General features: G+C 67.0%; 20 protein-coding genes and 2 tRNA genes. 9 read left to right on the top strand and 13 right to left on the bottom strand.

Annotated features, from left to right (window positions below; all coding sequences use genetic code 11):
• Position 1: 1 nt before the first annotated feature.
• On the bottom strand, positions 2-796 hold the full coding sequence (locus RCH21_RS02800; RefSeq protein ID WP_326963100.1) for an SDR family oxidoreductase: 795 nt from the start codon (positions 794-796) through the stop codon (positions 2-4).
• A gap of 228 nt (positions 797-1,024) precedes the next feature.
• On the opposite strand from RCH21_RS02800, the gene RCH21_RS02795 reads away from it, so the two are divergent.
• Positions 1,025-2,551 (top strand): SulP family inorganic anion transporter, encoded by a 1,527-nt coding sequence (locus RCH21_RS02795; protein ID WP_326963099.1) that lies wholly within the window; start codon positions 1,025-1,027, stop codon positions 2,549-2,551.
• Positions 2,552-2,600: 49 nt separating this feature from the next.
• Complete coding sequence (gene valS / locus RCH21_RS02790) at positions 2,601-5,225, top strand: valine--tRNA ligase (protein WP_326963098.1); 2,625 nt, start codon at positions 2,601-2,603, stop codon at positions 5,223-5,225.
• A gap of 60 nt (positions 5,226-5,285) precedes the next feature.
• On the opposite strand, the gene RCH21_RS02785 is transcribed toward valS, so the two are convergent.
• Positions 5,286-5,903 (bottom strand): mycothiol-dependent nitroreductase Rv2466c family protein, encoded by a 618-nt coding sequence (locus tag RCH21_RS02785; protein ID WP_326963097.1) that lies wholly within the window; start codon positions 5,901-5,903, stop codon positions 5,286-5,288.
• 211 nt (positions 5,904-6,114) lie between these two features.
• On the opposite strand from RCH21_RS02785, the gene RCH21_RS02780 reads away from it, so the two are divergent.
• The gene (locus RCH21_RS02780; RefSeq protein ID WP_326963096.1) at positions 6,115-7,614 is read left to right on the top strand and encodes a glyceraldehyde-3-phosphate dehydrogenase; all 1,500 of its coding nucleotides are present in this window, start codon (positions 6,115-6,117) and stop codon (positions 7,612-7,614) included.
• A gap of 70 nt (positions 7,615-7,684) precedes the next feature.
• Here the strand turns inward: RCH21_RS02780 and clpX are convergent, their stop codons facing one another.
• From clpX to RCH21_RS02755, 5 genes are all read right to left on the bottom strand, one after another.
• On the bottom strand, positions 7,685-8,977 hold the full coding sequence (gene clpX, locus RCH21_RS02775; RefSeq protein ID WP_120147759.1) for an ATP-dependent Clp protease ATP-binding subunit ClpX: 1,293 nt from the start codon (positions 8,975-8,977) through the stop codon (positions 7,685-7,687).
• Positions 8,978-9,152: 175 nt separating this feature from the next.
• Positions 9,153-9,827: an ATP-dependent Clp protease proteolytic subunit gene (locus tag RCH21_RS02770; protein ID WP_120147760.1), complete on the bottom strand. Its 675-nt coding sequence runs from the start codon at positions 9,825-9,827 to the stop codon at positions 9,153-9,155.
• Between the two features lie 43 nt (positions 9,828-9,870).
• Entirely contained in the window at positions 9,871-10,497 is a 627-nt protein-coding gene (locus tag RCH21_RS02765; protein WP_326963095.1) for an ATP-dependent Clp protease proteolytic subunit, read from the bottom strand.
• Positions 10,498-10,751: 254 nt separating this feature from the next.
• Complete coding sequence (tig, locus tag RCH21_RS02760) at positions 10,752-12,281, bottom strand: trigger factor (RefSeq protein ID WP_326963094.1); 1,530 nt, start codon at positions 12,279-12,281, stop codon at positions 10,752-10,754.
• A gap of 69 nt (positions 12,282-12,350) precedes the next feature.
• Positions 12,351-12,424, bottom strand: a tRNA-Pro gene (locus tag RCH21_RS02755).
• Between the two features lie 113 nt (positions 12,425-12,537).
• Here RCH21_RS02755 and RCH21_RS02750 point away from each other — a divergent pair.
• Positions 12,538-12,608 (top strand) — tRNA-Gly (locus RCH21_RS02750).
• Positions 12,609-12,687: 79 nt separating this feature from the next.
• Here RCH21_RS02750 and RCH21_RS02745 read toward each other — a convergent pair.
• Positions 12,688-13,572, bottom strand: a complete 885-nt coding sequence (locus RCH21_RS02745; RefSeq protein WP_120147763.1) for an Fpg/Nei family DNA glycosylase — start codon at positions 13,570-13,572, stop codon at positions 12,688-12,690.
• On the bottom strand, positions 13,565-14,035 hold the full coding sequence (locus RCH21_RS02740; RefSeq protein ID WP_326963093.1) for a ribose-5-phosphate isomerase: 471 nt from the start codon (positions 14,033-14,035) through the stop codon (positions 13,565-13,567). Before RCH21_RS02740 ends, RCH21_RS02745 begins: the two co-directional genes overlap by 8 nt.
• 214 nt (positions 14,036-14,249) lie before the next feature.
• On the opposite strand from RCH21_RS02740, the gene pepN reads away from it, so the two are divergent.
• From pepN to RCH21_RS02720, 4 genes are all read left to right on the top strand, one after another.
• Complete coding sequence (gene pepN, locus RCH21_RS02735; RefSeq protein WP_326963229.1) at positions 14,250-16,817, top strand: aminopeptidase N; 2,568 nt, start codon at positions 14,250-14,252, stop codon at positions 16,815-16,817.
• Between the two features lie 117 nt (positions 16,818-16,934).
• Entirely contained in the window at positions 16,935-17,417 is a 483-nt protein-coding gene (locus RCH21_RS02730) for an OsmC family protein (RefSeq protein ID WP_326963092.1), read from the top strand.
• A gap of 108 nt (positions 17,418-17,525) precedes the next feature.
• Positions 17,526-18,161, top strand: a complete 636-nt coding sequence (locus RCH21_RS02725; protein WP_326963091.1) for a mechanosensitive ion channel family protein — start codon at positions 17,526-17,528, stop codon at positions 18,159-18,161.
• 140 nt (positions 18,162-18,301) lie between these two features.
• Positions 18,302-18,730: a globin gene (locus RCH21_RS02720; RefSeq protein ID WP_326963228.1), complete on the top strand. Its 429-nt coding sequence runs from the start codon at positions 18,302-18,304 to the stop codon at positions 18,728-18,730.
• 50 nt (positions 18,731-18,780) lie between these two features.
• Here RCH21_RS02720 and RCH21_RS02715 read toward each other — a convergent pair whose 3' ends face one another.
• Both RCH21_RS02715 and RCH21_RS02710 read right to left on the bottom strand, forming a co-directional pair.
• The gene (locus tag RCH21_RS02715; RefSeq protein ID WP_326963090.1) at positions 18,781-19,437 is read right to left on the bottom strand and encodes a hypothetical protein; all 657 of its coding nucleotides are present in this window, start codon (positions 19,435-19,437) and stop codon (positions 18,781-18,783) included.
• Positions 19,434-19,907 carry an acyl-CoA thioesterase gene (locus tag RCH21_RS02710; protein WP_326963089.1) on the bottom strand — a complete coding sequence of 158 codons (474 nt, stop codon included), beginning with the start codon at positions 19,905-19,907 and terminating at the stop codon, positions 19,434-19,436. The genes RCH21_RS02715 and RCH21_RS02710 overlap by 4 nt, the downstream gene beginning before the upstream one ends.
• Positions 19,908-20,092: 185 nt before the next feature.
• On the opposite strand from RCH21_RS02710, the gene RCH21_RS02705 reads away from it, so the two are divergent.
• Complete coding sequence (locus RCH21_RS02705) at positions 20,093-21,013, top strand: acyl-CoA thioesterase (RefSeq protein ID WP_120147769.1); 921 nt, start codon at positions 20,093-20,095, stop codon at positions 21,011-21,013.
• Positions 21,014-21,121: 108 nt separating this feature from the next.
• On the opposite strand, the gene ettA is transcribed toward RCH21_RS02705, so the two are convergent.
• Both ettA and RCH21_RS02695 read right to left on the bottom strand, forming a co-directional pair.
• Positions 21,122-22,804, bottom strand: a complete 1,683-nt coding sequence (ettA, locus tag RCH21_RS02700) for an energy-dependent translational throttle protein EttA (RefSeq protein ID WP_120147770.1) — start codon at positions 22,802-22,804, stop codon at positions 21,122-21,124.
• Positions 22,805-22,901: 97 nt separating this feature from the next.
• Positions 22,902-23,351 carry a DUF6993 domain-containing protein gene (locus RCH21_RS02695; RefSeq protein ID WP_326963088.1) on the bottom strand — a complete coding sequence of 150 codons (450 nt, stop codon included), beginning with the start codon at positions 23,349-23,351 and terminating at the stop codon, positions 22,902-22,904.
• Positions 23,352-23,593 lie beyond the last annotated feature (242 nt).

The following is a 23,593-nucleotide window of genomic DNA, read 5'->3' as shown; positions in this document are numbered from 1 at the left end:
ATCAGCCCCGGAGGACCTTGTGATTCGCAGCCTGCGCGAGGGGACGCAGGACGAGCTGATCGATATTCATGTGGTGCGGCGCGTTGAGCGTGAACGCCACCGCACCTGCGACGTCGTCCGCCGTCAACGGGTGGGCGACGCCCTCGTAGACCTTGTCCGCAGCGCGCTGGTCCCCACCCAGCCGGTTGAGCGAGAATTCCTCCGTGTGCACCATGCCCGGCGACACCTCGATGACCCGGATGTTGTTCTCGGCCTCCTCGAGGCGCAGCGCGCGAGCCATGGACTGCTGGGCCGCCTTCACCCCGCAGTACCCGGCGCCGCCCTCATAAGCCGCCATTGCCGCCGTCGAGGTCAGGAACAGCACACTCCCCTGGCCGGCCTCACGCAGAGCCGGCAGGAGAGCGCGCGTCATGCGCATCGAGCCGAGGACATTGACGTCGTACATCCATTCCCAGTCCTCGGTGACCGCCCCCGCCACCCGGTCCGCTCCGAAGGCGCCTCCCGCGTTGTTGACGAGGGCGTGGATCGGGCCGGACGCCGTGACCTCGGCTGTGAAGGCATCGACGGATGCCTGGTCGGTGACGTCGAGGGCCAGCGGGGTGGCTCCCGTCTCCTCGGCGAGCGCCGTGAGGCGGTCGAGGCGACGGGCGGCTGCGATGACCTCCCACCCGCTTCGGCGTAGAACACGTACGGTTGCCGCCCCGATACCGGAACTCGCCCCGGTGACGACGGCGCGCAGGGCAGAGGGGGCGGGGTCGGCAGGGGCGCCGAGGAGCGCGGGGGTGATGTGGGTCATGGGGCAACTGTAGCGATGCCCAGACCTGCCCTGTCGAGTGTTCCCGTCAGGGCTTGTGGGGTCCTGTGACCTCCCGACCAAGGGTTTCCGGCTCGACGGCGTCGGTCGTTAGGGTTGGTAGGCACGACCGCATCGACCGACCCTCGCCCCGCCCCTCGGCAGATCGCCACCCCGGCATCCCGTTCCCTCGCGCGCGCGTCCCCGCCCGATTCCACCGAAGGACCTCGCATGACGCCCACCCCGGCAAGCACCGACCAGCGCGTCCTGACACCGATGGAGCGTCAGTCGGTCCTTCATACCCTGAAGAGCCCCCGACTCCTGAAGACCGAGGTCCTTGCGGGGCTCGTCGTCGCCCTGGCCCTGATCCCGGAAGCCATCGCCTTCTCGATCATCGCAGGCGTAGACCCGCGCCTCGGCCTGTTCGCGTCCTTCACCATGGCGGTAACCATCGCCTTCCTCGGTGGCCGACCGGCGATGATCTCCGCCGCGACCGGGGCGGTAGCGCTGGTGATCGCTCCCCTGGTCGCGAGCCACGGCGTCGACTACTTCATCGCCGCCGTCATCCTCGGCGGGACCTTCCAGGTCATCCTCGGACTCGTCGGCGTCGCCCGGCTCATGCGCTTCATCCCCCGGTCCGTCATGGTCGGCTTCGTCAACGCCCTCGCCATCCTCATCTTCATGTCGCAGGTCCCCGAACTCATCGGCGTTCCGTTCCTCGTTTATCCCATGGTCGCCGTCGGACTCCTCATCGTCTTCGGGCTCCCCCGCCTCACACGCGTCGTGCCCGCGCCGCTGGTCGCCATCGTCGTCCTGACGGTCTTCGCCGTCCTCGCGAACGTGCTCGTACCCACGGTCGGGGACAAGGGCGACCTGCCCGAGAGCCTGCCCTCGCTCTTTTTCCCGAACGTGCCGCTGACCCTGGAGACACTGCAGATCATCGCGCCGTTCGCCCTGGCGCTGGCCGCCGTCGGACTCCTCGAATCCCTGATGACGGCGAAGCTCGTCGACGACATCACCGATACCCGCTCGGACAAGACGCGCGAGTCCTGGGGCCAGGGTGCCGCGAACATCATCACGGGCTTCTTCGGCGGCATGGGCGGCTGCGCGATGATCGGCCAGACCATGATCAACGTGAAAGCCTCCGGCGCCCGCACCCGCATCTCGACGTTCCTCGCCGGGATCTTCCTGCTCATCCTCGTCGTCGCGCTCGGGGACGTCGTCGCCCTGATCCCCATGGCGGCCCTCGTCGCGGTGATGATCTTCGTGTCGATCGCGACCTTCGACTGGCACAGCATCCAGCCGTCCACACTGAAGCGCATGCCCAAGAGCGAGACGACGGTCATGCTGGCCACCGTGATCGTCACGGTCTGGACGCACAACCTCGCGATCGGCGTCGGGGTGGGTGTCCTTGTCGCCATGGTCGCTTTCGCGCGCCGCGTCGCGCACTTCGTCACCGTGGAGCGCACCGAGGACACGCACGACGGCGCCCCTCATGTCACCTACGCGGTGAACGGCGAGCTGTTCTTCGCGTCCTCGAACGATCTCTACACCCAGTTCGAGTACACGACGGACCCCCATCGGGTGACCATCGACCTGCACGGGTCGCACCTGTGGGACGCCTCCACCATCGCCGCACTGGACGCCATCGAGGAGAAGTACCGGTCCTTCGGCACCCGCGTCGACGTCGTCGGCCTCAACGAGGCCTCCAGCTCGATGCGCGAACGGCTCGGCGGCCGCCTGGCGGCAGGTGGGTAGGACCGTATCCGTGGAATCGGGGCACTCGGCCGTAGGGAACAATGGGGGAATGGCCGATACGACCCAGGGCACAGACACGCCCTCACCCCAGTCCGTTTCCGTTCCCGACAAGCCCGCGCTCGAGGGCCTCGAAGAAAGGCTGTCCCGCCGATGGCGCGAGGACGGGACCTATGCCTTCGATCGGGACACCACCCGCGAGGCGGTCTACTCGATCGACACTCCCCCGCCGACGGCGTCGGGATCGCTGCACGTGGGGCACATGTTCTCGTACACGCAGACCGACGTCATGGCGCGCTTTAAGCGGATGAGCGGCGCCAACGTCTTCTACCCGATGGGCTGGGACGACAACGGCCTGCCCACAGAGCGCCGGGTGCAGAACTACTACGGTGTCCGCTGCGACCCGTCGGTGCCCTATGACGCTTCCTACCGTCCGCCCGCCGAGCCGGCGAAGAACCAGCGCGACTTCGACGCCGTCTCGCGCCGGAACTTCATCGAGCTGTGCGAGGAACTCGCGGTCGAGGACGAGAAGGTCTTCGAGGACCTCTTCAGCACGCTCGGGCTCTCGGTCGACTGGAACCTGACGTACCGGACCATCGACGACACCTCCCGCGCCGTGTCACAGCGTGCCTTCCTCGAGAACCTCACCGCAGGCGACGCCTATCTCGCCGAGGCGCCGACCCTGTGGGACGTCACGTTCCGCACCGCGGTCGCCCAGGCGGAAGTGGAGGACCGGGAGCAGCCCGGCGCCTACCACCGCATCGCGTTCCATGCGCCCGACGGGCGGCAGGTCCACATCGAGACGACACGCCCCGAGCTCCTGCCCGCCTGTGTCGCACTGGTGGCCCACCCCGACGACGAGCGCTACCAGCCGCTCTTCGGCACCACGGTCACCTCACCCCTGTTCGACGTCGAGGTCGAGATCAAGGCACATCCCCTCGCCAAGCCCGACAAGGGCAGCGGTATCGCCATGATCTGTACCTTCGGCGACCCGACCGACGTCACCTGGTGGCGCGAGCTCCAACTGCCCACGCGCGCCGTCGTCGGGCGTGACGGACGCATCCGATCCGAGACGCCCGAGTGGATCGCCACCGAGCGCGCCCGCGACAATTACGCGCAGCTGGCCGGCAAGACGATCTTCAGCGCCAAGGAGGCAGCCGTCGCCCTGCTCCGCGACAGCGGCGACCTCGACGGTGAGCCGACGAAGATCACGCACCCGGTGAACTTCTACGAGAAGGGCGACAAGCCCCTCGAGGTCGTGACCAGCCGCCAGTGGTACATCCGCAACGGAGGGCGCGACGCCGGCAAGCGGGACGCCCTGATCGAGCGCGGACGGAACATCGAATTCCACCCGGCCTTCATGCGCTCGCGCTACGAGAACTGGATCGAAGGACTCAACGGTGACTGGCTCGTGTCACGCCAGCGCTTCTTCGGTGTCCCCGTTCCGGTCTGGTACCGGCTGGATGCCGACGGCGAGCCCGAGTACGACGAGCCCATCCTCCCAGCCTTCGCAGCGCTGCCCGTGGACCCCGCCGCGGAGGCCGCGCCCGGCTTCGAGGAGTCCGCGCGCGACCAGCCCAACGGCTTCACCGGCGACGACGACGTCCTGGACACCTGGGCCACGTCGTCCCTGACACCGCAGATCGTCGGCGGCTGGACGCGGGACGAGGACCTGTTCGCCAAGGTGTTCCCGTTCGACCTGCGGCCGCAGGGACACGACATCATCCGGACCTGGCTCTTCTCGACCGCTGTCCGCGCGGACGCCCTGCAGGACTCCGTACCGTGGAAGCACGCAGCTCTCTCGGGGTGGATCCTCGACCCGGACCGCAAGAAGATGTCGAAGTCCAAGGGCAACGTCGTGGTGCCCACCGACGTCCTCGAGCAGTTCGGCGCGGACGCCGTGCGCTACTGGGCGGCATCGGCGAAGCTGGGCGCGGACACGGCCTACGAGATCAACCAGATGAAGATCGGCCGCCGCCTCGCGATCAAGCTGCTCAACGCGTCCAAATTCGTCCTGAACCTGGGCGTGACGGAGGCGTCGATCGGTGCGGGCTCGCTCGATCGCATCTCCAACGCCCTGGACCTGTCCCTCCTGGCGCAACTGCGGACGGTCACGGAGCAGGCAACGGCTGCCTTCGAGAAATACGACTACGCGCGCGCACTGCAACTCACGGAGTCTTTTTTCTGGACATTCACGGACGACTACGTGGAACTGGTCAAGGACCGCGCCTACGGCGACTCGGACGACGCCGGGACACGGTCGGTGCAGACCGCCCTGGCGACGACCCTGGACGCGCTCCTGCGCCTCTTCGCGCCGTTCCTGCCCTTCGCGACCGAGGAGGTCTGGAGCTGGTGGCGCGAGGGCTCCGTCCACCAGGCGGCCTGGCCCTCGGCCGACGCACTCACCGCGCTCCCCACGTCGGCCGACGCCGGTGTCCTGACGTCGGTAGCGCTTGCCCTCGGGGGTATCCGCAAGGCCAAATCGGAGGCCAAGGTCAAGCAGCGCACCGAGGTCGAGACTGCCGTCGTGACTGCCCCGGCCGCACAGGTCGAGCGCATCCGGGCCGGTCTCGCCGACCTGCTCGCCGCCGGCAACGCGAAGGACCTCCGGCTCGCCGAGGGTGATGGCGCACTCGTGGTGTCCGACGTCGAGCTGGTGCCCCAGCCCGCGGAGTAGGTTCCGTCGAACGCAGAACGGACCCGCCGATCGGCGGGTCCGTTCTGCGTTCGCTGGCCCCTAGTCGAACTTCGGGCTCTCCGTCCGGGAGCGCTTCAGTTCGAAGAACTCCGGGAACTCCGCCATAAGGACCGCGCCGTCGAAGATACGGCCGGCCGCCTCGCCGCGCGGGATCTTCGTGAGGACCGGGCCGAAGAACGCGGTTCCGTTGAACGCCACGACCGGTGTGCCCACCTCATCGCCCACGCGGTCGATCCCGTCCTGGTGGGATGCGCGCAGCTGCTCGTCGTACTCGTCGGTGTGGGCGTACTTCGCCAGGTCGGCGGGCAGGCCCACCTCGTCCAGCGACTCGCGGATGACGACGTCGAAGTCCTTAACCTGTCCGATGTGGATGCGGGTTCCCATCGCATCGTAGAGCTTCTTGACGAACTCGTCGCCGTGGAGCTCGCGGGCCGCGATGATGACACGAACCGGACCCCAGGCCTGGAGCATCATGGCCTTGTACTCCTCGGGCAGGTCACGGCCCTCGTTGAGGACGGACAGGCTCATGACATGCCAGTCGACCGAGATGTCCCGGACCTGCTCGACCTCGCCCATCCAGCGCGATGTGATCCAGGCGAACGGGCACAGGGGGTCGAACCAGAAATCGGCTTTCTCGACGGTGGTGGACTCGCTCATGCGGTACTCCTTCAGACGTTGGTGAGGCCGTGGCCTTTTCCGGTGCAACCTGCCCCGGCGGCTCCGTATTCCACGCCGATTGGTGCCACGCCGCCCGAGACGATGTAATGAAGGGACACGACCAGCCGACGGTGACTGGCGCTATCCCTGCGTCGCAATCGGGCTGAATGAGTCCGCACCGGTATCGCCGGTGCTGAAAGGGACGCAGGCAATGCAGCACTGGACCGAGAACCGCGACACCTGGCTAGAGCGCGAGGCACTGGCCGAGGCCATGATCCCGCTCATCGGACGCCTGTACCGCAGGAACAATGTGGTGACGAGCATCCATGGGCGCAGCCTCATCAACAAGTCGACGATGAACATCCTCAAGGCTCACCGCTTCGCCCGCCGCATCACCACCGAAGAACTCCGCGTCGAGGACACCGCTCCCCTGCTCGAGATCCTCGCGAACCTCGACCTCGGGGCCGCGGCCATTGACCTCGGACGGCTCCGCCTCGCCTACGACCGGGCCCGCACGACAACGGACCACGGCCACGCCGATGACGGCCCCTCGCTCGAGGACTTCGTCCGCGCCGAACTCGCCGACATCATCGGCCAGGGCGGACGCGACGAACGGACCACCACCGACGTCGTCCTCTACGGGTTCGGTCGCATCGGCCGGCTCGTCGCCCGACTGCTCCTCGAAAAATCCGGCGGGGGCCACGGCCTGCGCCTGCGCGCCGTCGTCGTGCGCCGCGGCTCCGACAACGACCTCACCAAACGCGCCAGCCTCCTGCGCCGCGACTCCGTCCATGGCTCCTTCGAGGGCACCATCCAGGTCGACGAGGCAACGGACACCATCACCGCCAACGGCGTCCACATCCAGGTCATCTACTCCGATGATCCCTCCTCGATCGATTACACCGCCTACGGCATCTCCGACGCCATCGTCGTCGACAACACCGGCCGCTGGCGCGACGAAGAAGGCCTCTCCCAGCACCTGAACAGCACCGGCGTCGCGAAGGTCCTCCTGACCGCGCCCGGCAAGGGGACGCTGAAGAACATCGTCCACGGCATCAACCACGCCACCATCGACGACGACGATCGGATCATCACCGCGGCGTCCTGCACCACCAACGCCATCACCCCGGTCCTCAAGGCCATCAACGACCGGTACGGCGTGATCCACGGGCACGTGGAGACCGTCCACTCCTTCACCAATGACCAGAACCTCATCGACAACTTCCACAAGGGTGACCGCCGGGGCCGCTCGGCGGCCCTGAACATGGTCCTCACCGAAACCGGTGCGGCCACCGCGGTCGCAAAGGCCCTGCCCGAACTCACCGGCAGGCTCACCGGCAGCTCCATCCGTGTCCCCACCCCGGACGTCTCGATCGCCATCCTCAACCTCACCCTGCAGAAGGAAACCACCAAGGACGAGGTCAACACCTACCTGCGCGAGATGTCCCTGCACTCGGGGATGCGCAAGCAGGTCGACTACATCGACAGCCCCGAAGTGGTCTCCACCGACTTCGTCGGCTCACGCCGCGCAGGCATCGTCGACGGCCTCGCAACCATCGCCGACGGCACCTACCTCGTCCTCTACGTCTGGTACGACAACGAATTCGGCTACAGCTGCCAGGTCGTCCGCGTCCTCGAAGAAATGGCAGGAGTCCACCCGCCCTCCTACCCGGCAGCCGACTCGAACGAGGCACCGGCAGCGACCGTGTGACCGCCCTGTGACAGGAGAAAGGCCCGGCCGTTCGGCCGGGCCTTTCTCCTGTCGAGCTGTCGAGCGGCCGTCAGGCGGACTTGTTGCGGCGCTTCGCGACGACCTCATGGGAGATGAGTGTCGGCTCGGCGCGCTTGGCGACGACGTCGTCCGTGATGACCACCGTGGCGATGTCCTCGCGGCTCGGAAGGTCGAACATGACCGGCAGCAGCACTTCCTCCATGATCGCGCGCAGGCCGCGCGCACCCGTCCCACGGTCCAGGGCGAGCTCGGCGATCGCCTCGAGCGCCTTCGGTTCGAACGCGAGTTCGACGCCGTCGAGCAGGAACATCTTCTGGTACTGCTTGATCAGGGCGTTCTTGGGCTCGGTCAGGATCTGCATGAGCGCCGGGCGGTCCAGGTGCGTGACAGTGGTGATGACTGGGAGTCGCCCGATGAACTCGGGAATGAGACCGAACTTCAGGAGGTCTTCGGGCATGACGTCGCCGTAGCTGACTTCCTCGTTCTTGAGTGAGCTGAGCGGGGCCCCGAAACCGATGCCCTTCCGGCCGGCGCGCGAGCCGATGATCTCCTCGAGGCCGGCGAAGGCGCCCGCCACGATGAAGAGGACGTTCGTGGTGTCGATCTGGATGAATTCCTGGTGGGGGTGCTTACGTCCACCCTGCGGCGGGACCGATGCGACTGTTCCCTCCAGGATCTTGAGCAACGCCTGCTGCACTCCCTCGCCGGACACATCGCGCGTGATCGACGGGTTCTCGCTCTTGCGCGAGATCTTGTCGATCTCGTCGATGTAGATGATGCCCTGCTCGGCCTTCTTGACGTCGTAGTCGGCGGCCTGGATGAGCTTGAGGAGGATGTTCTCGACGTCCTCGCCGACATAGCCGGCCTCGGTGAGTGCTGTGGCGTCCGCGACGGCGAAGGGTACGTTCAGCCGGCGGGCGAGCGTTTGGGCGAGATAGGTCTTACCGCAACCCGTGGGGCCGATCAGCAGGATGTTCGACTTGGCGATCTCGACGTCTTCGGTCTCTGCCGCGTCGGCCAGGGTACCGGCAGCGCGGGGGCCGTTGCCCGATTGGATGCGCTTGTAGTGGTTGTAGACGGCGACCGCGAGTGACCGCTTCGCGGGCTCCTGTCCCACCACGTACTCCTGCAGGAAATCGAAGATCTCGCGGGGCTTGGGCAGCTCGAACGTCCCGAGATCCGCTACCTCGGAGAGCTCTTCCTCGATGATCTCGTTGCACAGGTCGATGCACTCGTCACAGATGTACACGCCGGGGCCGGCAATGAGCTTGCGTACCTGCTTCTGGCTCTTTCCGCAGAAAGAGCACTTGAGTAGATCGGTGCTCTCACCAATGCGAGCCATGGTTGAATCCCCTTAGGTATTGCGCGATTGCTATGACCACTCTAGGCCACCTGACTGCGGGAGCCGGTATCAAAATGCCCGTGGTGCCTTGCGGCGCCACGGGCTTCGATCGCTGTCCTTCAGTGCCGTCCCGTGTCCGTCCGATGGTCCTGCGCCGCCGGACGGACGCATGGACCTAGGGTGTGTTGATCTTCGGCGGGGTCATCTTGCGGGAGTTCAGGACCTCGTCCACCAGGCCGTACGCGACGGCGTCAGCGGCGGTGAGGATCTTGTCGCGCTCGATGTCCAGGCTCACCTGTTCGGAGGCGCGGCCGGAGTGGAGCGCCAGCGTGTCCTCCAGCCAGGTCCGCATGCGCATGACCTCGTTCGCCTGGATCTCCAGGTCGGACGCCTGGCCACCCTGACCGCCCGAGAGGGCCGGCTGGTGGATCAGGACGCGCGCGTTCGGCAGGGCCAGTCGCTTGCCGGGTGCACCGGCCGCGAGCAGCACGGCGGCGGCGCTCGCGGCCTGCCCGAGGCAGACGGTCTGCACCTCGGGACGGATGAACTGCATGGTGTCGTAGATCGCCGTCATCGCGGTGAAGGAGCCACCCGGTGAGTTGATGTACAGCGTGATGTCGCGCTCGGGGTCCGTGGACTCGAGGACGAGCAACTGTGCCATGACGTCGTCGGCGGAGGCGTCGTCGACCTGCGTACCGAGGAAGATGATGCGGTCCTCGAACAGCTTGGTGTACGGGTCCTGGCGCTTGAACCCGTAGGGCGTGCGCTCTTCGAACTGGGGAAGGATGTAGCGGCTGGTCGGAAGGTTCTGCGCCTTCGATCCCGCTGCTGCCTGGAAATCGTGATTCATGGTGTCTCCTGTAGGACGACTGGTCGGAGTGGGCTGCTGCGGACTACGCGGTCTGCTCGGTGCCGCCGCCACCGGCGACGGAACCGGAGTGCGCGGAGATGTTGTCGAAGAAGCCGTAGTCGAGGGCTTCCTGGGCCGTGAACCACTTGTCGCGGTCGTTGTCCTTGAGGATCGTCTCGACGGTCTGACCCGTCTGCTCTGCCGTCAGTTCTGCCATGACGCGCTTCATGTGGAGGATCAGTTCCGCCTGGATGCGGATATCCGTCGCCGTTCCACCGATGCCGCCGGAGGGCTGGTGCATCAGGATGCGGGCGTGAGGGGTCGCGTAGCGCTTGCCCTTCGTACCCGAGGACAGGAGGAATTGACCCATCGACGCGGCAAGGCCGGTCGCGACCGTGACGACGTCGTTCGGGATGAACTGCATCGTGTCGTAGATGGCCATGCCGGCCGTCACCGAACCGCCCGGGGAGTTGATGTAGAGGTAGATGTCGCGCTCCGGGTCCTCGGCCGACAGCAGGAGGAGCTGCGAGCAGATGACGTTCGCGTTGTCGTCGCGGACCTCGGAACCGAGCCAGATGATGCGCTCCTTCAGGAGCCTGGTGTAGATGTACTCGTCACGACCGCCCATCTCGGGGGCGGCCATGCTCGGGGTGCTTGGTTCGGTTGCCATGAACGTTAACCTCTCACTCTGGCGGGCCGCTGCCACATTCGGCCGACCCGTCCGTTTGTCTCTTCTTGGACACTAACCCGCTGGGATGCCGAATTGCTCCCGCTCGGGTAACTGTTCGCTGACGGCGCACGGTCGACGGCCGACCCCTCGACGGGTGCGTCCCGGGGAGCCTCGACCGGTCGCGCAGTGCTTAACGAGGCAGCGGTGCCGCCGCCCGGAGGCTGCGGCACCGCTGTCCGTGATGCAGGTGGAGGCTAGTCCGTGACAGCCTTCTTCTTGGTCGACTTCTTCGGTGCCTTCACGGCCTCCGGCTCCTCAGCACCGGCAGGCTCTGCCGGCCCGGTGGCGTCGGCGATCTCCGGCTCGGTGGCGTCGGCTTCCGTGGCGTCGGCTTCCGTGGCATCGGTTCCGGACTCGCCGGCCTGGATGTCGTCGACGGCGTCCTGCTCGGTCTCGACGTCGTCGAACCCGATGGTCTCGGTCTCGTCACCCGCGGGGCGGACGAACTCGGTCAGATCGATGGTCGCACCATTGGTGTCCGTGACCGTGGCGTACTCGAGAACCTTGGCGAGGGCCTTCCGGCGCCGCACCTCGCCGACGATCATCGGCACCTGGCCGCTCGAGTCGAGCATCTGGGCGAACTGGTTCGGTTCCATGTTGTACTGACCGGCGGTCGAGACGATGTAGTCGATCAGCTCGCTCTGGCTGACTCCGACCTCTTCCTTCTCGGCCACGGCGTCGAGGATGACTTCATTCTGGAAGGCTCGCTCGGTATTGGTGCGGACCTCCGCGCGGTGCACCTCGTTGTCGTGGTCCTCACCGGCTGAATGCGCATTCTCGCCGTTGAAGTGCTGCTCCAGCTGCTCCTCGATGACACTTGCCGGGACGGGTACGGCGACGAGCTCCACGAGCTTGTCCAACACCTTGTCCCGCGCCTCGACGCCCTGGTCCATGAGCTTCGACTCCGAAGCCTGCTTGGCGAGGTCTGCGCGCAGCTCCTCCGCCGTGTCGAACTCGGAGGCGAGCTGGGCGAATTCGTCGTCGACCTCGGGGAGCTCGCGCTCCTTCACGGCCTTCACGATGACCTTGACCTGGGCAGTGGCGCCGGCGTGCTCGCCGCCGGCCAGCGTCGTCTCGAACGTCGCGTCCTCACCCGTGGACAGGCCGGTGACAGCCTCGTCCATGCCTGCGAGCATCGTGCCGGAACCGATCTGGTAGGACAGGTCCTGGGCCGAGTCGACCTCGACGCCCTCGACCGATGCCGTCAGGTCGATGGTGAGGAAGTCGCCGTCCGCTGCGGGCCGGTCGACAGCGGTGAGGGTGCCGAAGCGCCCGCGCAACTCGTCCATGGCCTTCTGTACGTCCTCGTCGGAAGCCTCGACGGGTTCGACGGTGACGTCGAGGCCCTTGTAGTCGGGCAGTTCGACCTCGGGGCGGATGTCCAGCTCGACCGTGAAGGTGAGCTGGCCATCCTTCTTCGCAGGATCGGGGACCTCGGTGATCTCGACCTCGGGACGGCTGAGGGGGCGGATGCCCGTCTCCTGGACAGCGCTCTGGTAGAAGCCGTTCAGGCCGTCGTTGATGGCCGTCTCGATGACGTAGCCACGGCCGACTCGCTGGTCGATGAGCTGCTGCGGGACCTTGCCCTTGCGGAACCCCGGGACCTGGACCTGGGTGGCGATGGTCTTGTAGGCCTCGTTGATGCTGGGCTTCAGTTCCTCGAAGGGGACCTCGACGTTCAGCTTCACCCGGGTGGGGGAAAGGGTTTCAACAGCGCTCTTCACAGCGTAGGACTCCTGAGATGATTGGGATTGGTACTGCAGCGGAGGCACTTTCCTCATCACACGACAGAGTCGGGGTGACAGGAGTTGAACCTGCGACTTCCTGCTCCCAAAGCAGGCGCTCTACCAAGCTGAGCTACACCCCGTAAGTGCGAGTGTCAGTCTACGCACCTTTGCGCCTGCCGCGCACATTTGGCGATAGCGCGGCCGTTGTGGTGTAGTTATATGCGTTCCACGAGGCCCCGGAAGGGTCCGCTGCGGGGATGTAGCTTAATGGTAAAGCCTCAGTCTTCCAAACTGATTACGCGGGTTCGATTCCCGTCATCCCCTCTTGTACGGCCGTATACGGCCGCTATCACCCGGGCGTCCGTCCGGGTGATAGCTGTTTAAGCAGCCATCTCTTCGACCTTCAGTCGGCCTGGCACGAGGGGCACCAGTAGACCGTGCGAGCCGCCATGGCCGCACGCAGGATCGGTGTCCCGCAGCGGCGGCAGGGCTCGCCCGTCCGCTTGTAGACGTAGTTCGGGGCCGAACGCTTCGGACGGCCGTTGCGTGCCTCGACCGTCGTCGTGATGATGCGGCCTTCCCGGACGCCGTCCTTCATGAGCCGGACGGTATCGGTCCAGATTCCGAGCGCCTCGTCCTCCCTCAGCTGCCTGCCCGGGCGCCACGGATTGATGCCCTGGAGGAACAGCACCTCAGCCCGGTAGACATTCCCGATCCCGGCGATCACCGACTGGTTCATGAGCTGGACGCCGACGGGCGTAATACTCGACATCACCCTGCTGACGAACTCCGTCCCGTCCGGTCGCGGCTGCAGGGGATCCGGCCCGAGCTTCGCCCGCGCTGCGTTCTCCTCGGCCCGGGTGATCACCTCGCAGGCGGTCGGTCCCCTGAGGTCCGCCCACCCGTGCGCCGACACGAGCCGCACCCGCACCGCTCCGACCGGCTCTGGGGGACCGCCGTAGGCAGCAGGGCCGGTGCCGTCGTCGGCGGACTGCTCCGACTCCCCTATCCTGCGCGGCGCGCCGATACTCGAGGCTCCACGGAACGTCGCATCGCCGCCGAAGCTCCAGGCCCCGTAGAGGCCGAGGTGCACACGGAGCACGCGGTCGTTGTCGAACCGCAGGAACAACTGCTTGCCGTGGGCGAGGGCGCTCAGCAGGGTTGCGCCGTCCAGCTGGGCGGCACCCGCGGCAAAGCGCCCCTGCGGACTCGAGACAGCGAGCTGCTCACCCGTGAAGACGGACGTGAACTGCTTCGCCAGCCGGTGGACCGAGTGGCCCTCAGGCAACGCTTCCCGTTTCCTCGAAGCGCGCTACCTGCGCGATCCTGCGGCTGTGCCGCTCAGCACCGCTGAAGGGCTCGGCGAGGAACGCGTCGATGATCGCAGTGGCTTCCTCGACGCGGTGCTGGCGCCCTCCGACGGCGATGACGTTGGCGTCGTTGTGCTGGCGCGCCAGGCGGGCGGTGTCGAGGCTCCAGGCGAGGGCAGCACGCACGCCGCGTACCTTGTTCGCCGCGATCTGCTCCCCGTTGCCGGAGCCGCCGAGGACAATCCCGAGCGCATCGACGCCCGCCGCCTGATCGGCGATGACGGCCTGTGCTGCATCGATGCAGAAGGAGGGGTAGTCGTCCTCGGGATCGTAGGACGTGGGGCCGTGGTCGACGACGTCGTGCCCTGCCGCTGTGAGGTGCGAGAGCAGGTGGGCACTGAGCTCCATGCCGGCGTGGTCGGTGGCGAGGTGGACGCGCATGGCGATCGGTTCCTTCGGGTGGGCGCCGGGAGGGCCGCCGGTTGCTGCGGGGTGGGGTCCGCCCAGCCTGGCAGGACGATTCCACCCTAGTCCGCCGGGCCGGGTCGGTGAAGCGCGTTATGGCGGCGGCCGGAATGAGAGAATCGAAGCGCCGCGTACCCCGCACCGCACGCGCCGTACCTCAATCCCACCCTGGAGGCGATCCTTGCCCGGTCTGAACCTGACGCGCGAAGAAGCACGCACACGCGCCGAACTGCTCACCGTCCGCTCCTACGAGGTCACCCTCGACCTGACACGCGGCGAGCGCGTGTTCCGGTCGACGACGGTCGTCGCCTTCGACGCACAGCAGGGCGCGTCGACCTTCATCGACGCCGTGACGGACACGGTGCACCGCGTCGAGCTGAATGGCGTCGAGCTCGATCCCGCGGATGTCGCCGACGGCGTCAGGATCCAGCTGCCGTCGCTCGCCGCCGGCAACGTCCTCGTCGTCGAGGCCGACATGCTGTACATGAACACCGGTGAGGGCCTCCACCGGTTCACCGATCCGGTGGACGGCGAGGTGTACCTCTATACACAGTTCGAGGTCCCCGACTCCCGCCGCGTCTTCGCGGTCTTCGAGCAGCCGGACCTGAAGTCGACGTTCCGTTTCGCCGTGACTGCGCCGTCGCATTGGGATGTCATCTCCAACTCGGCGACCCCCGAGCCCGTACAGGCCGGCTCCGTTGCCGATGGTGGCGCCGCTTCCACCTGGTACTTCGAACCGACGCCGCTCATGTCGTCCTACGTGACGGCCCTGATCGCGGGTCCCTACCAGTCCGTGCGCAGTGAACTGACGAGCTCCGACGGGCGGACCATTCCCCTGGCCGTCTTCGCGCGGAAATCCCTCATGCAGTACATGGACGCCGAGAACATCTTCGCGCTGACGCGCCAGGGTTTCGCATTCTACGAAGAGCAGTTCGGCACGCCCTACCCCTTCGGCAAGTACGACCAGCTGTTCGTGCCCGAGTTCAACGCGGGCGCGATGGAGAACGCCGGTGCCGTCACGTTCGTCGAGACCTATGTGTTCCGCTCCCGCGTGCCCGATGCGACCGTGGAACGACGCGCTATCACCATCCTCCACGAGCTGGCACACATGTGGTTCGGTGACCTCGTCACGATGCGCTGGTGGAACGACCTCTGGCTGAACGAGTCCTTCGCCGAGTTCATGTCCACCCTGGCCGCGGCCGAGGCGACGGAGTTCACGCAGTCCTGGACGACCTTCGCCATGCTCGAGAAAGGGTGGGCCTACCGCCAGGACCAGCTCCCCTCCACGCACCCGATCGTGGCGCAGATCAACGACCTCGAGGACGTCCAGGTCAACTTCGACGGCATCACCTACGCCAAGGGTGCTTCGGTCCTCAAGCAGCTCGTGGCCTGGGTGGGCCAGGAGGAGTTCATGCAGGGGGTCCGCCGGTACTTCGCCAAGCACTCCTGGAAGAACACGGAGCTCGTGGACCTCCTCTCCGAACTGGAGGCGGCGAGTGGACGCGACCTGAAGGCCTGGTCGGCGCTCTGGCTCGAGACCGCCGGCGTCAACACCCTCCGCCCCGAGTTCCAGACCGACGACGACGGTGTCATCACCTCGTTCACCATCCTGCAGACTGCGATCGAGGCCTTCCCGACCATCCGGCCGCATCGCCTCGCCGTCGGTTTCTACGATCAGGACGACGACGGCGCCCTGATCCGCGTGCACCGGCTCGAACTCGACGTCGACGGCGAGCGCACGGACGTACCCGAGCTCGTGGGTCAGAAGCAGCCGGCGCTGGTGCTGCTCAATGACGACGACCTCGCGTACGCGAAGATCCGCCTGGACCCGGCGTCGCTGCGAACCTCGGTCCAGCACGTCAAGGACTTCAGGGACTCGCTCCCCCGGACCCTCGTCCTCGCCTCGGCGTGGGATGCGACCCGCGACGGGGAGACGCCGGCCCGCAACTACGTCGAACTCGTGCTGCAGAACATCGGTGCCGAGTCGGATTCGTCCGTCATCCTCGTCCTCCTTCGCCAATTGGCCTCGACCCTGACGTTCTACGTCGCGCCGGAGGACCGCGAGGCCATGGGTGATGCCGCAGCGGACACCCTCCTCGAGTTGGCGCTCTCCGCCGGCCCGGGGTCCGATGCGCAGCTGCAATTCACCCGCGCCTTCTCGTCGCACGCCCGGACGTCCTCCCAGCTCGACGCGGTCGAGGCGATGCTGACGGGTGAGCGCGTTCCCGAGGGGATCACGGTCGACCAGGACCTGCGCTGGGAGCTGCTCACGAGCCTCGTCGTCGGAGGACGCTACGGCGCCGAGGAGATCGAGGCCGAACTGGCACGCGACTCGACGGCCACGGGCGGGCTCGCGGCGGCGGCGGCCACCGCGGCACTCCCCACGGCACCTGCTAAGGACGCCGCCTGGGCTGCACTCGTCGATGCCACCGACCTGCCGAACGCCACCCAGCGCTCCATGATCTCCGGGTTCACCCGCGTGCACGACCGCTCGCTCCTCGAGCCCTTCGTCGAGCGGTACTTCGCGTCCATCCAGGACGTGTGGGCAACCCGCACGCACGAGATCGCCCAACAGATCGTCGTCGGGCTGTACCCCTCCCTGCTGACCACCCAGGACACCCTCGACCGGACCGACGCCTTCCTCTCCGGCCTCGGTGACGCATCACCGTCACTCCGGAGGCTCGTCCTCGAGAGCAGGGACGGCATCGTCCGGGCCCGGACGGCGCAGGCGGTCGACAGGCAGCCGGCCGACAGGTAGCCGACACGCGGCGCGTAGGCGCTGGGCAGGGAGGACCACGGTGGTCCTCCCTGCCCTACGGTCCTGCGGAATCCGTCAGGATCAGCCCGCGCTACGTCCAGGGACTAGGGTCGGACCATGAACCTGCAGGAGCACCACTACTCCGCGCGCCTCCGCTGGACGGGCAACCTTGGCTCCGGCACCGCAGGATACCGGTCCTACAGTCGCGACCACCAGATCGAGGTGGACGGCCCCGGACTGCTCCTCGGAACCGCAGATCCCACCTTCCACGGCTCGAGAGACCGCTGGAACCCGGAGCAACTCCTCCTGACCGCCGTCGCGCAGTGCCACATGCTGTCCTACCTCCACGTCGCCGTGACGGCCGGGGTGATCGTCACCGCCTATACGGACACCCCTGCCGGGACGATGCGGCTCAACCGCGACGGCAGCGGAGAGTTCACGGGCATCGTCCTTCGGCCGCACGTCGAAGTGGACGACGCCGGGCAGGTGGCGTTGGCGGACTCGCTCCACGCCGAGGCCAATCGCCTGTGCTTCATCGCTCGATCGGTCTCGTTCCCCGTACTCCACCGACCGACAGCCACGGGGCCGGTGCCGGGTTAGCGGCCGTCGTCGTCCCGGCACACAGCGCCTCCGCTGTAGCCTGTTAAGGCATCCCCGCGCCTACCCCTCGGGGCGGACTCCCTGGATGCCTGCGTGAAAGCGACTCTTATGACATTCCTCCCCTCCCTCGGCTACGGCGGCCAGGTCATCAGCTCACTGATCATCCTGATCGGCGCCCTGCTCCTGTGGCTCGTGATCCGTTTCCTCATCGCCAGGTCGGTGACGCGGGTCCAGAACGGCTATTCCGTCTTCAAGAAACCGCATTTCAAGTGGGCCCAGCCCGCACTCCGTCCGTTCGACAGCGCGCGTCGCGTCCAGCGCGCGGAGACGATCGGCGGCCTGCTGTCGAGCGTTGCCGCAGGCACCATCGCTATTGTCGCCATCCTGATGGCCATCGAGACCCTCGGCTTCAACATCGGTCCCATCCTCGCGAGCGTCGGCATCGTCGGCATCGCCATCGGCTTCGGGGCCCGCGAGGTGATCCGCGATGCCTTCCTCGGATTCTTCATCACGATCGAGGACCAGTACGGCATCGGCGACACCATCGAGGTCGGCGACACCGTCGGCGTCGTGCAGTCGCTCGGACTGCGCATCACGCGGATGATCGACGAGGACGGCGCCATCTGGTACGTACGCAACGGTGATATCACCAAGGTGGGCAACCGCTCGCAGGGCAACTACGTTGCACCGCCCGCCGAGCCTGTCGCTGCTGCGATCCCCTCGACCATCGAGGGAACGGCATGAGCGGGCTTCCTCCCGAGGGCCCGGGAACCTCGGCCGCGGGCGATTCGGTCGCGGGCGGCGCCCAGGGCGATCCCGCGTCCCTCACTCCATCCCCGGCCACGGGCCACCTGCCGGTGCAGCCCGCGGGTGGACGCACCGCCCTGCCCGTCGAGCGTCTCGTAGCCGCCGGTCAGACCTTCAGCCAGCCCGAGTACACCGACAACTTCTACGAGGCGATCGGTGGACACGCGACCTTCGTGCAGCTCGTCGACGTGTTCTACGACGGCGTGGCCGATGACGAAGTACTCCGTCCGATGTACCCCGAGCAGGACCTCGGGCCGGCCAAGGAACGCCTCCTGCTCTTCCTCGAGCAGTACTGGGGCGGACCGAAGACCTACGGTGAGCAGCGGGGCCATCCACGCCTGCGGATGCGCCACATGCCGTTCCGCGTGGGCCCGCAGGCACGGGACCACTGGCTGCAGCACATGCGAGCGGCCGTCGAAGCCCTCGACCTTGCACCCCTGCACGAGGCCACCCTGTGGGACTACCTCGACCGCGCTGCGCACTCGATGGTCAACGCGGCCGACTGACCGTCCGGCCACCGACCGCAGGCGCCCCGTCGTCCGGCCCGGTGTCCGTGCTAAAGGACCGCTGCTGCGCGCACGAGGATGTGACCGCGGCCGGTGCTGATCCTCGACCACCGTCCGTTCTCGTGGATCGACGCGTCGCCGTCGGGGTCGAGGAAGCCCAGGCTGTATGCGCCGAAAGCGGCTCCTGCAGGCACACTGCCGGGAACACCGGCGAGCTGACGACCCCAGACTTCGGCGCGGACACTGCTCACGAGCGGTGCTCCGGCGCGATCCGGGAGCCTGCGCGCTACGTCGCCGATGCCATCCCTCGCTGCCTGCTCGAGAACCGCGCACGACACCGAGCCCGCGAGCGTCCAGCCGGCACGTGGCGGGAGGACGCCGGCCCAGTTCTCGGTGACGGTGACAGTGGGGACGGAGAACTCGACGTCGCCGCCGTGCATGCGGACGAGCCTGTCCAGCACCGATCCCAGCGGCACGGTCGCATCGACGGTGGCCCTGCCTCCGAGCGCCATGGTCCGGAGCCCGAGCACCGTCGGGATCGGTTCGCCCAGGACGGTCGGACCGAGCGTACGGACATATGCCGCAAGAACGGGCCCTGAAGTCATCAGGCGCATCCCGCCGTCGTCGTTGGCCCGGGCACGGGCGGTGAAGGTCCTGAAATCCGAAACGGTATGGGTATCGGCGAAGCGCAGTACCGAGGATGTCATGCCACTCCTGCCTGGCGCGCGCGGCGGAAGGGAACGGGTGGGCCCTGCCAGGACTGGAGGATGCCCTTCTGCGCAACAGACAGGCGGACGGGCCGCCCGGTGCTGCGGCTGACGAGCACCATGGTGGTCGCCGCTATTGCGCTCGTGGTGCTGTTCTCCACCTCCAGCCGGTCCCGGACAGCGTACCCGAGGTCGAAGCTGGATACGCCGACGGCCGTGATCCACAGGTCGACGGCGGCCGGCACGATGCTGAAGTTCAGCGGCGCCCGGTACTCGATCTCCTGTCGTCCCACGAGGGTGTAATGGTCCGGGTCGATGACCTCCATGAACGACCCACCCGCCTGCGGCTGACTCATGAGGTGCACCCGAGCGTCCTCCAGGAACTGGAAATACCGCACGTTGTTCACGTGACCGTAGGAATCCTCGTCGCCGAAGCGCAGGTGAAGGGGGATGGTGTGGACCGGAGACATAGGGCCATCATCTCAAACGCCGGCCCGCCGGATACATTCGGCGGGCCCCGTCCGGGATCGGTGTGAGGAGGGCCATATGCCTGCGGCGGTATCCGTGTTGAGTGCCGGTGGGGGTGCGTCTACTGTCAGTAGACGCCCGGAAGCACGCGCTTCCATCGCACCTGTCCCCGAGGAGACACCGAACCATGGCAGAACACGCGCCGCCAGCAGAGGCCCCCGACGTCGCGGCACCGACCAAGGACCCGACCGCTGCCCTCCTCGATCTCCTCGATCTCAGTTCGGCCGAGGGTGCCCAGACGGATGAGGAGATCTTCGTCGGAACGAGCGCGCGACAGCCGAGCCGCCGCGTCTTCGGCGGACAGGTCCTCGCCCAATCGCTCATCGCGGCCATGCGCACCGTAGAGCCCACCCGCGACGTCCACTCGATGCACGGGTATTTCCTCCGCGCCGGCGACGCGGACAAGCCCATCACCTTCGGCGTCCAGCGCCTGCGGGACGGCCGTTCCTTTTCCGCGCGCCGGACGCACGCATACCAGAACGGCGTCCCCATCCTCTCGATGATCGCCTCCTTCCAGGAACCGGACGACGGCGTAGTCCACCAGGACCCGATGCCCGCGAACGTGCCCGACCCAGAGGACCTCCCGTCCACGGCGGACCTCCTCGGCGGCTTGGACCATCCCGTCGCCCGCGCCTGGGCCTTCGACCGCCCCTTCGACATCCGGCACATCGATGCGCCGCTGTACCTGTCGAACGAGGGGTCGAAGGAACCCCGGAACGCGGTGTGGATGCGCAGCCTGGGACCCATGCCTGCTGATCCCAACCTCCACCGGGCCGCCCTGGCCTATGCGAGCGACTACACCCTGCTGGAGTCGATCCTGCGTCCTCATGGACTCAGCTGGATCCAGAAGGGCATGAGTGTCGCCAGTCTCGATCACGCCATGTGGTGGCACCGACCCGTGCGCGTCGATGACTGGCTCCTCTATGTGCAGAGCTCTCCCAGTGCCTCCGGCGCCCGCGGACTGGCGGCCGGCCGCATCTACAACCGCGGCGGAGAGCTCGTGGCAAGCGTGGCCCAGGAGGGCATGGTCCGGATTCCGTCGGCCTGACGTCGGCTCTGCGCCTCCTGGCTCTGCAGGAGGCGCAGGAAAGGGAAGGACCCGACCGCCGGTCGGGTCCTTCCCTTCATTACTGCAGTGTTGCTCTGTAGCCCAGCGTCAGTCGCGCGTGAGGCGCCGGTGGGTGACGCGGTGCGGCTTCGCCGCATCGGGGCCGAGGCGCTCCACCTTGTTCTGCTCATATGCGTCGAAGTTACCTTCGAACCAGTACCAGGCGTCCGGGTTCTCCTCGGTTCCCTCATAGGACAGGATGTGCGTCGCGACCCGGTCGAGGAACCACCGGTCGTGCGAGACGACGACGGCGCAGCCGGGGAATTCCAGCAGCGCGTTCTCGAGGCTGGAGAGGGTCTCGACGTCGAGGTCGTTGGTCGGTTCGTCGAGGAGCAGCAGGTTGCCTCCCTGCTTGAGGGTCATCGCGAGGTTCAGGCGGTTACGCTCACCGCCCGACAGCACGCCGGCTTTCTTCTGCTGGTCCGGGCCCTTGAAGCCGAAGGCGGAGACGTAGGCTCGGGACGGCATTTCGACCTGCCCCACCTGGATGAAGTCGAGTCCGTCGGAGACGACCTCCCACAGGGACTTGTTCGGATCCAGGCCGGCACGGGACTGGTCGACGTACGAGATCTTGACCGAATCGCCGATGCGCAGTTCTCCACCGTCGAGGGGCTCGAGGCCGACGATGGTCTTGAACAGCGTGGTCTTGCCGACACCATTGGGACCGATAACCCCGACGATGCCATTGCGCGGCAGAGAGAAGGACAACCCGTCGATGAGTACCCGCTCGTCGTAGCCCTTCTTCAGTTTGTGCGCCTCGATGACCTGGCTGCCGAGGCGAGGACCCATGGGGATCTGGATCTCCTCGAAGTCCAGCTTCCGCGTGCGATCGGCTTCCGCTGCCATCTCCTCGTAGCGGTTCAGTCGGGCCTTGGACTTCGTCTGGCGTCCCTTGGCATTCGAGCGGACCCATTCGAGTTCCTCGGTCAGCCGCCTGGAGAGCTTCTGGTCCTTCTTGCCCTGGACCTCGAGACGCGCGCGCTTCTTCTCCAGGTAGGTCGAGTAGTTGCCCTCGTAGGGGTACAGGTGGCCCCGGTCCACCTCGGCGATCCATTCGGCGACGTGGTCGAGGAAGTACCGGTCGTGGGTGACGGCCAGGACGGCGCCGGCATAGGACTTAAGGTGCTGCTCCAGCCAGAGCACGCTCTCGGCGTCCAGGTGGTTGGTGGGTTCGTCGAGGAGCAAGAGGTCCGGTTTCTGCAGGAGCAGCTTGCAGAGCGCCACGCGCCGGCGTTCACCACCGGAGAGGACACGGACATCGGCGTCCGGCGGCGGACAACGCAGGGCGTCCATGGCCTGCTCCAGCTGGGAATCGAGGTCCCAGGCGTCGGCTGCGTCGATTGCTTCCTGCAGCTTGCCCATCTCGTCGAGCAGTGTGTCGTAATCGGCGTCCGGGTTCGCCATCTCCTCGGAGATGGCGTTGAACCGCTCGATCTTCCCGTAGATCTCACCGACGCCCTCCTGGACGTTGCCGAGTACGGTCTTCTCCTCGTTGAGGGGCGGTTCCTGCAGGAGGATGCCCACTGAATAGCCTGCGCTGAGGCGCGCCTCACCGTTCGACGGCGTATCGAGGCCCGCCATGATTTTCAGGATGGTGGACTTACCGGAGCCATTCGGTCCGACGACACCGATCTTCGCGCCGGGGAAGAACGACATGCTGACGTCGTCGAGGATTACTTTGTCGCCAACAGCCTTGCGGGTCTTGGTCATTGTGTAGATAAATTCCGCCATGAGTCCAAGGCTAGTGGTTGCCTACCGTGTTCTCACACTTGGGCGGCTCACCCTGCCCGGCAGGGACCGCCACCCTGCTCCGCGGGAGGAGTCCGCATCAGCGCTGATCACCGACGAAGCACCCCCCTGTCGCGAGGGCCGGGAGCACCACCGCCGAGATGACACCCTCGCGTACCTCGCCGAAGACGCAGCGCCCGGCCACCAGACCGGCACCCTGGATGGCATCCACGTCGAGTCCCGTCGGCGTGCGGTCGATCGACACCTCCACCAGTTCCGGAACAGCTCCGGCGTCCGCAAATCCCTGTTCGATGGCTGCCCCGACCTCCTCACGCGTCACCGTACCCCCGCTATCAGCGAGGCCCTGCAGCGCCGACCGGACGGAAGCGGCGACCCGTGCGGCGTCCCTGTCCGAAGATGACGGCAGTGGAGGGGCCGCTGTGAGGCCGGGGTCGGAGGAGGGCGATGGAGGCGATGAAACGGATGGAGTCGCGACATCCGCACCGGACTCCTGGGGAGCCGGCGCTGCTTCGGCCTCCCCTGTCGTCATCACCGGACCGTCGGCAGCCGGGGCAGGAGCGGAGTCCCTAGCCGCAGTGCAGGATGAGAGCACGACAAGCGCCGCTGCACACGAGACGACCACGCGCAGGATGCTGCAAGGTCGGCGAAGGGGACGTGCTGGCGCGGCTATAGTCACCTTCTCATCCTGCCACGCGCCTCCGGGAGCGCTCATCGGCGCTCCTTGGAGGCAGACCGCGGCGGGCCCATGGCCCTCCCACCGCCCCGCCTGAC

The organism is Arthrobacter sp. PL16 (assembly GCF_035985055.1).
GTDB classification, from domain to species: domain Bacteria; phylum Actinomycetota; class Actinomycetes; order Actinomycetales; family Micrococcaceae; genus Arthrobacter_D; species Arthrobacter_D cheniae.
Note: the sequence above shows the minus strand (reverse complement) of the source record. Positions and strands in the feature narration are given on the sequence as shown.

Coding starts and splice junctions, on each gene's coding strand:
- RCH21_RS02800 (WP_326963100.1), bottom strand. CDS start 796: ATGACCCACATCACCCCCGCGCTCCTCGGCGCCCCTGCCGACCCCGCC.
- RCH21_RS02795 (WP_326963099.1), top strand. CDS start 1,025: ATGACGCCCACCCCGGCAAGCACCGACCAGCGCGTCCTGACACCGATG.
- valS (WP_326963098.1), top strand. CDS start 2,601: ATGGCCGATACGACCCAGGGCACAGACACGCCCTCACCCCAGTCCGTT.
- RCH21_RS02785 (WP_326963097.1), bottom strand. CDS start 5,903: ATGAGCGAGTCCACCACCGTCGAGAAAGCCGATTTCTGGTTCGACCCC.
- RCH21_RS02780 (WP_326963096.1), top strand. CDS start 6,115: ATGCAGCACTGGACCGAGAACCGCGACACCTGGCTAGAGCGCGAGGCA.
- clpX (WP_120147759.1), bottom strand. CDS start 8,977: ATGGCTCGCATTGGTGAGAGCACCGATCTACTCAAGTGCTCTTTCTGC.
- RCH21_RS02770 (WP_120147760.1), bottom strand. CDS start 9,827: ATGAATCACGATTTCCAGGCAGCAGCGGGATCGAAGGCGCAGAACCTT.
- RCH21_RS02765 (WP_326963095.1), bottom strand. CDS start 10,497: ATGGCAACCGAACCAAGCACCCCGAGCATGGCCGCCCCCGAGATGGGC.
- RCH21_RS02740 (WP_326963093.1), bottom strand. CDS start 14,035: ATGCGCGTCCACCTCGCCACCGACCACGCCGGCATGGAGCTCAGTGCC.
- RCH21_RS02730 (WP_326963092.1), top strand. CDS start 16,935: ATGAACCTGCAGGAGCACCACTACTCCGCGCGCCTCCGCTGGACGGGC.
- RCH21_RS02725 (WP_326963091.1), top strand. CDS start 17,526: ATGACATTCCTCCCCTCCCTCGGCTACGGCGGCCAGGTCATCAGCTCA.
- RCH21_RS02715 (WP_326963090.1), bottom strand. CDS start 19,437: ATGACATCCTCGGTACTGCGCTTCGCCGATACCCATACCGTTTCGGAT.
- RCH21_RS02710 (WP_326963089.1), bottom strand. CDS start 19,907: ATGTCTCCGGTCCACACCATCCCCCTTCACCTGCGCTTCGGCGACGAG.
- RCH21_RS02705 (WP_120147769.1), top strand. CDS start 20,093: ATGGCAGAACACGCGCCGCCAGCAGAGGCCCCCGACGTCGCGGCACCG.
- ettA (WP_120147770.1), bottom strand. CDS start 22,804: ATGGCGGAATTTATCTACACAATGACCAAGACCCGCAAGGCTGTTGGC.
- RCH21_RS02695 (WP_326963088.1), bottom strand. CDS start 23,351: ATGACGACAGGGGAGGCCGAAGCAGCGCCGGCTCCCCAGGAGTCCGGT.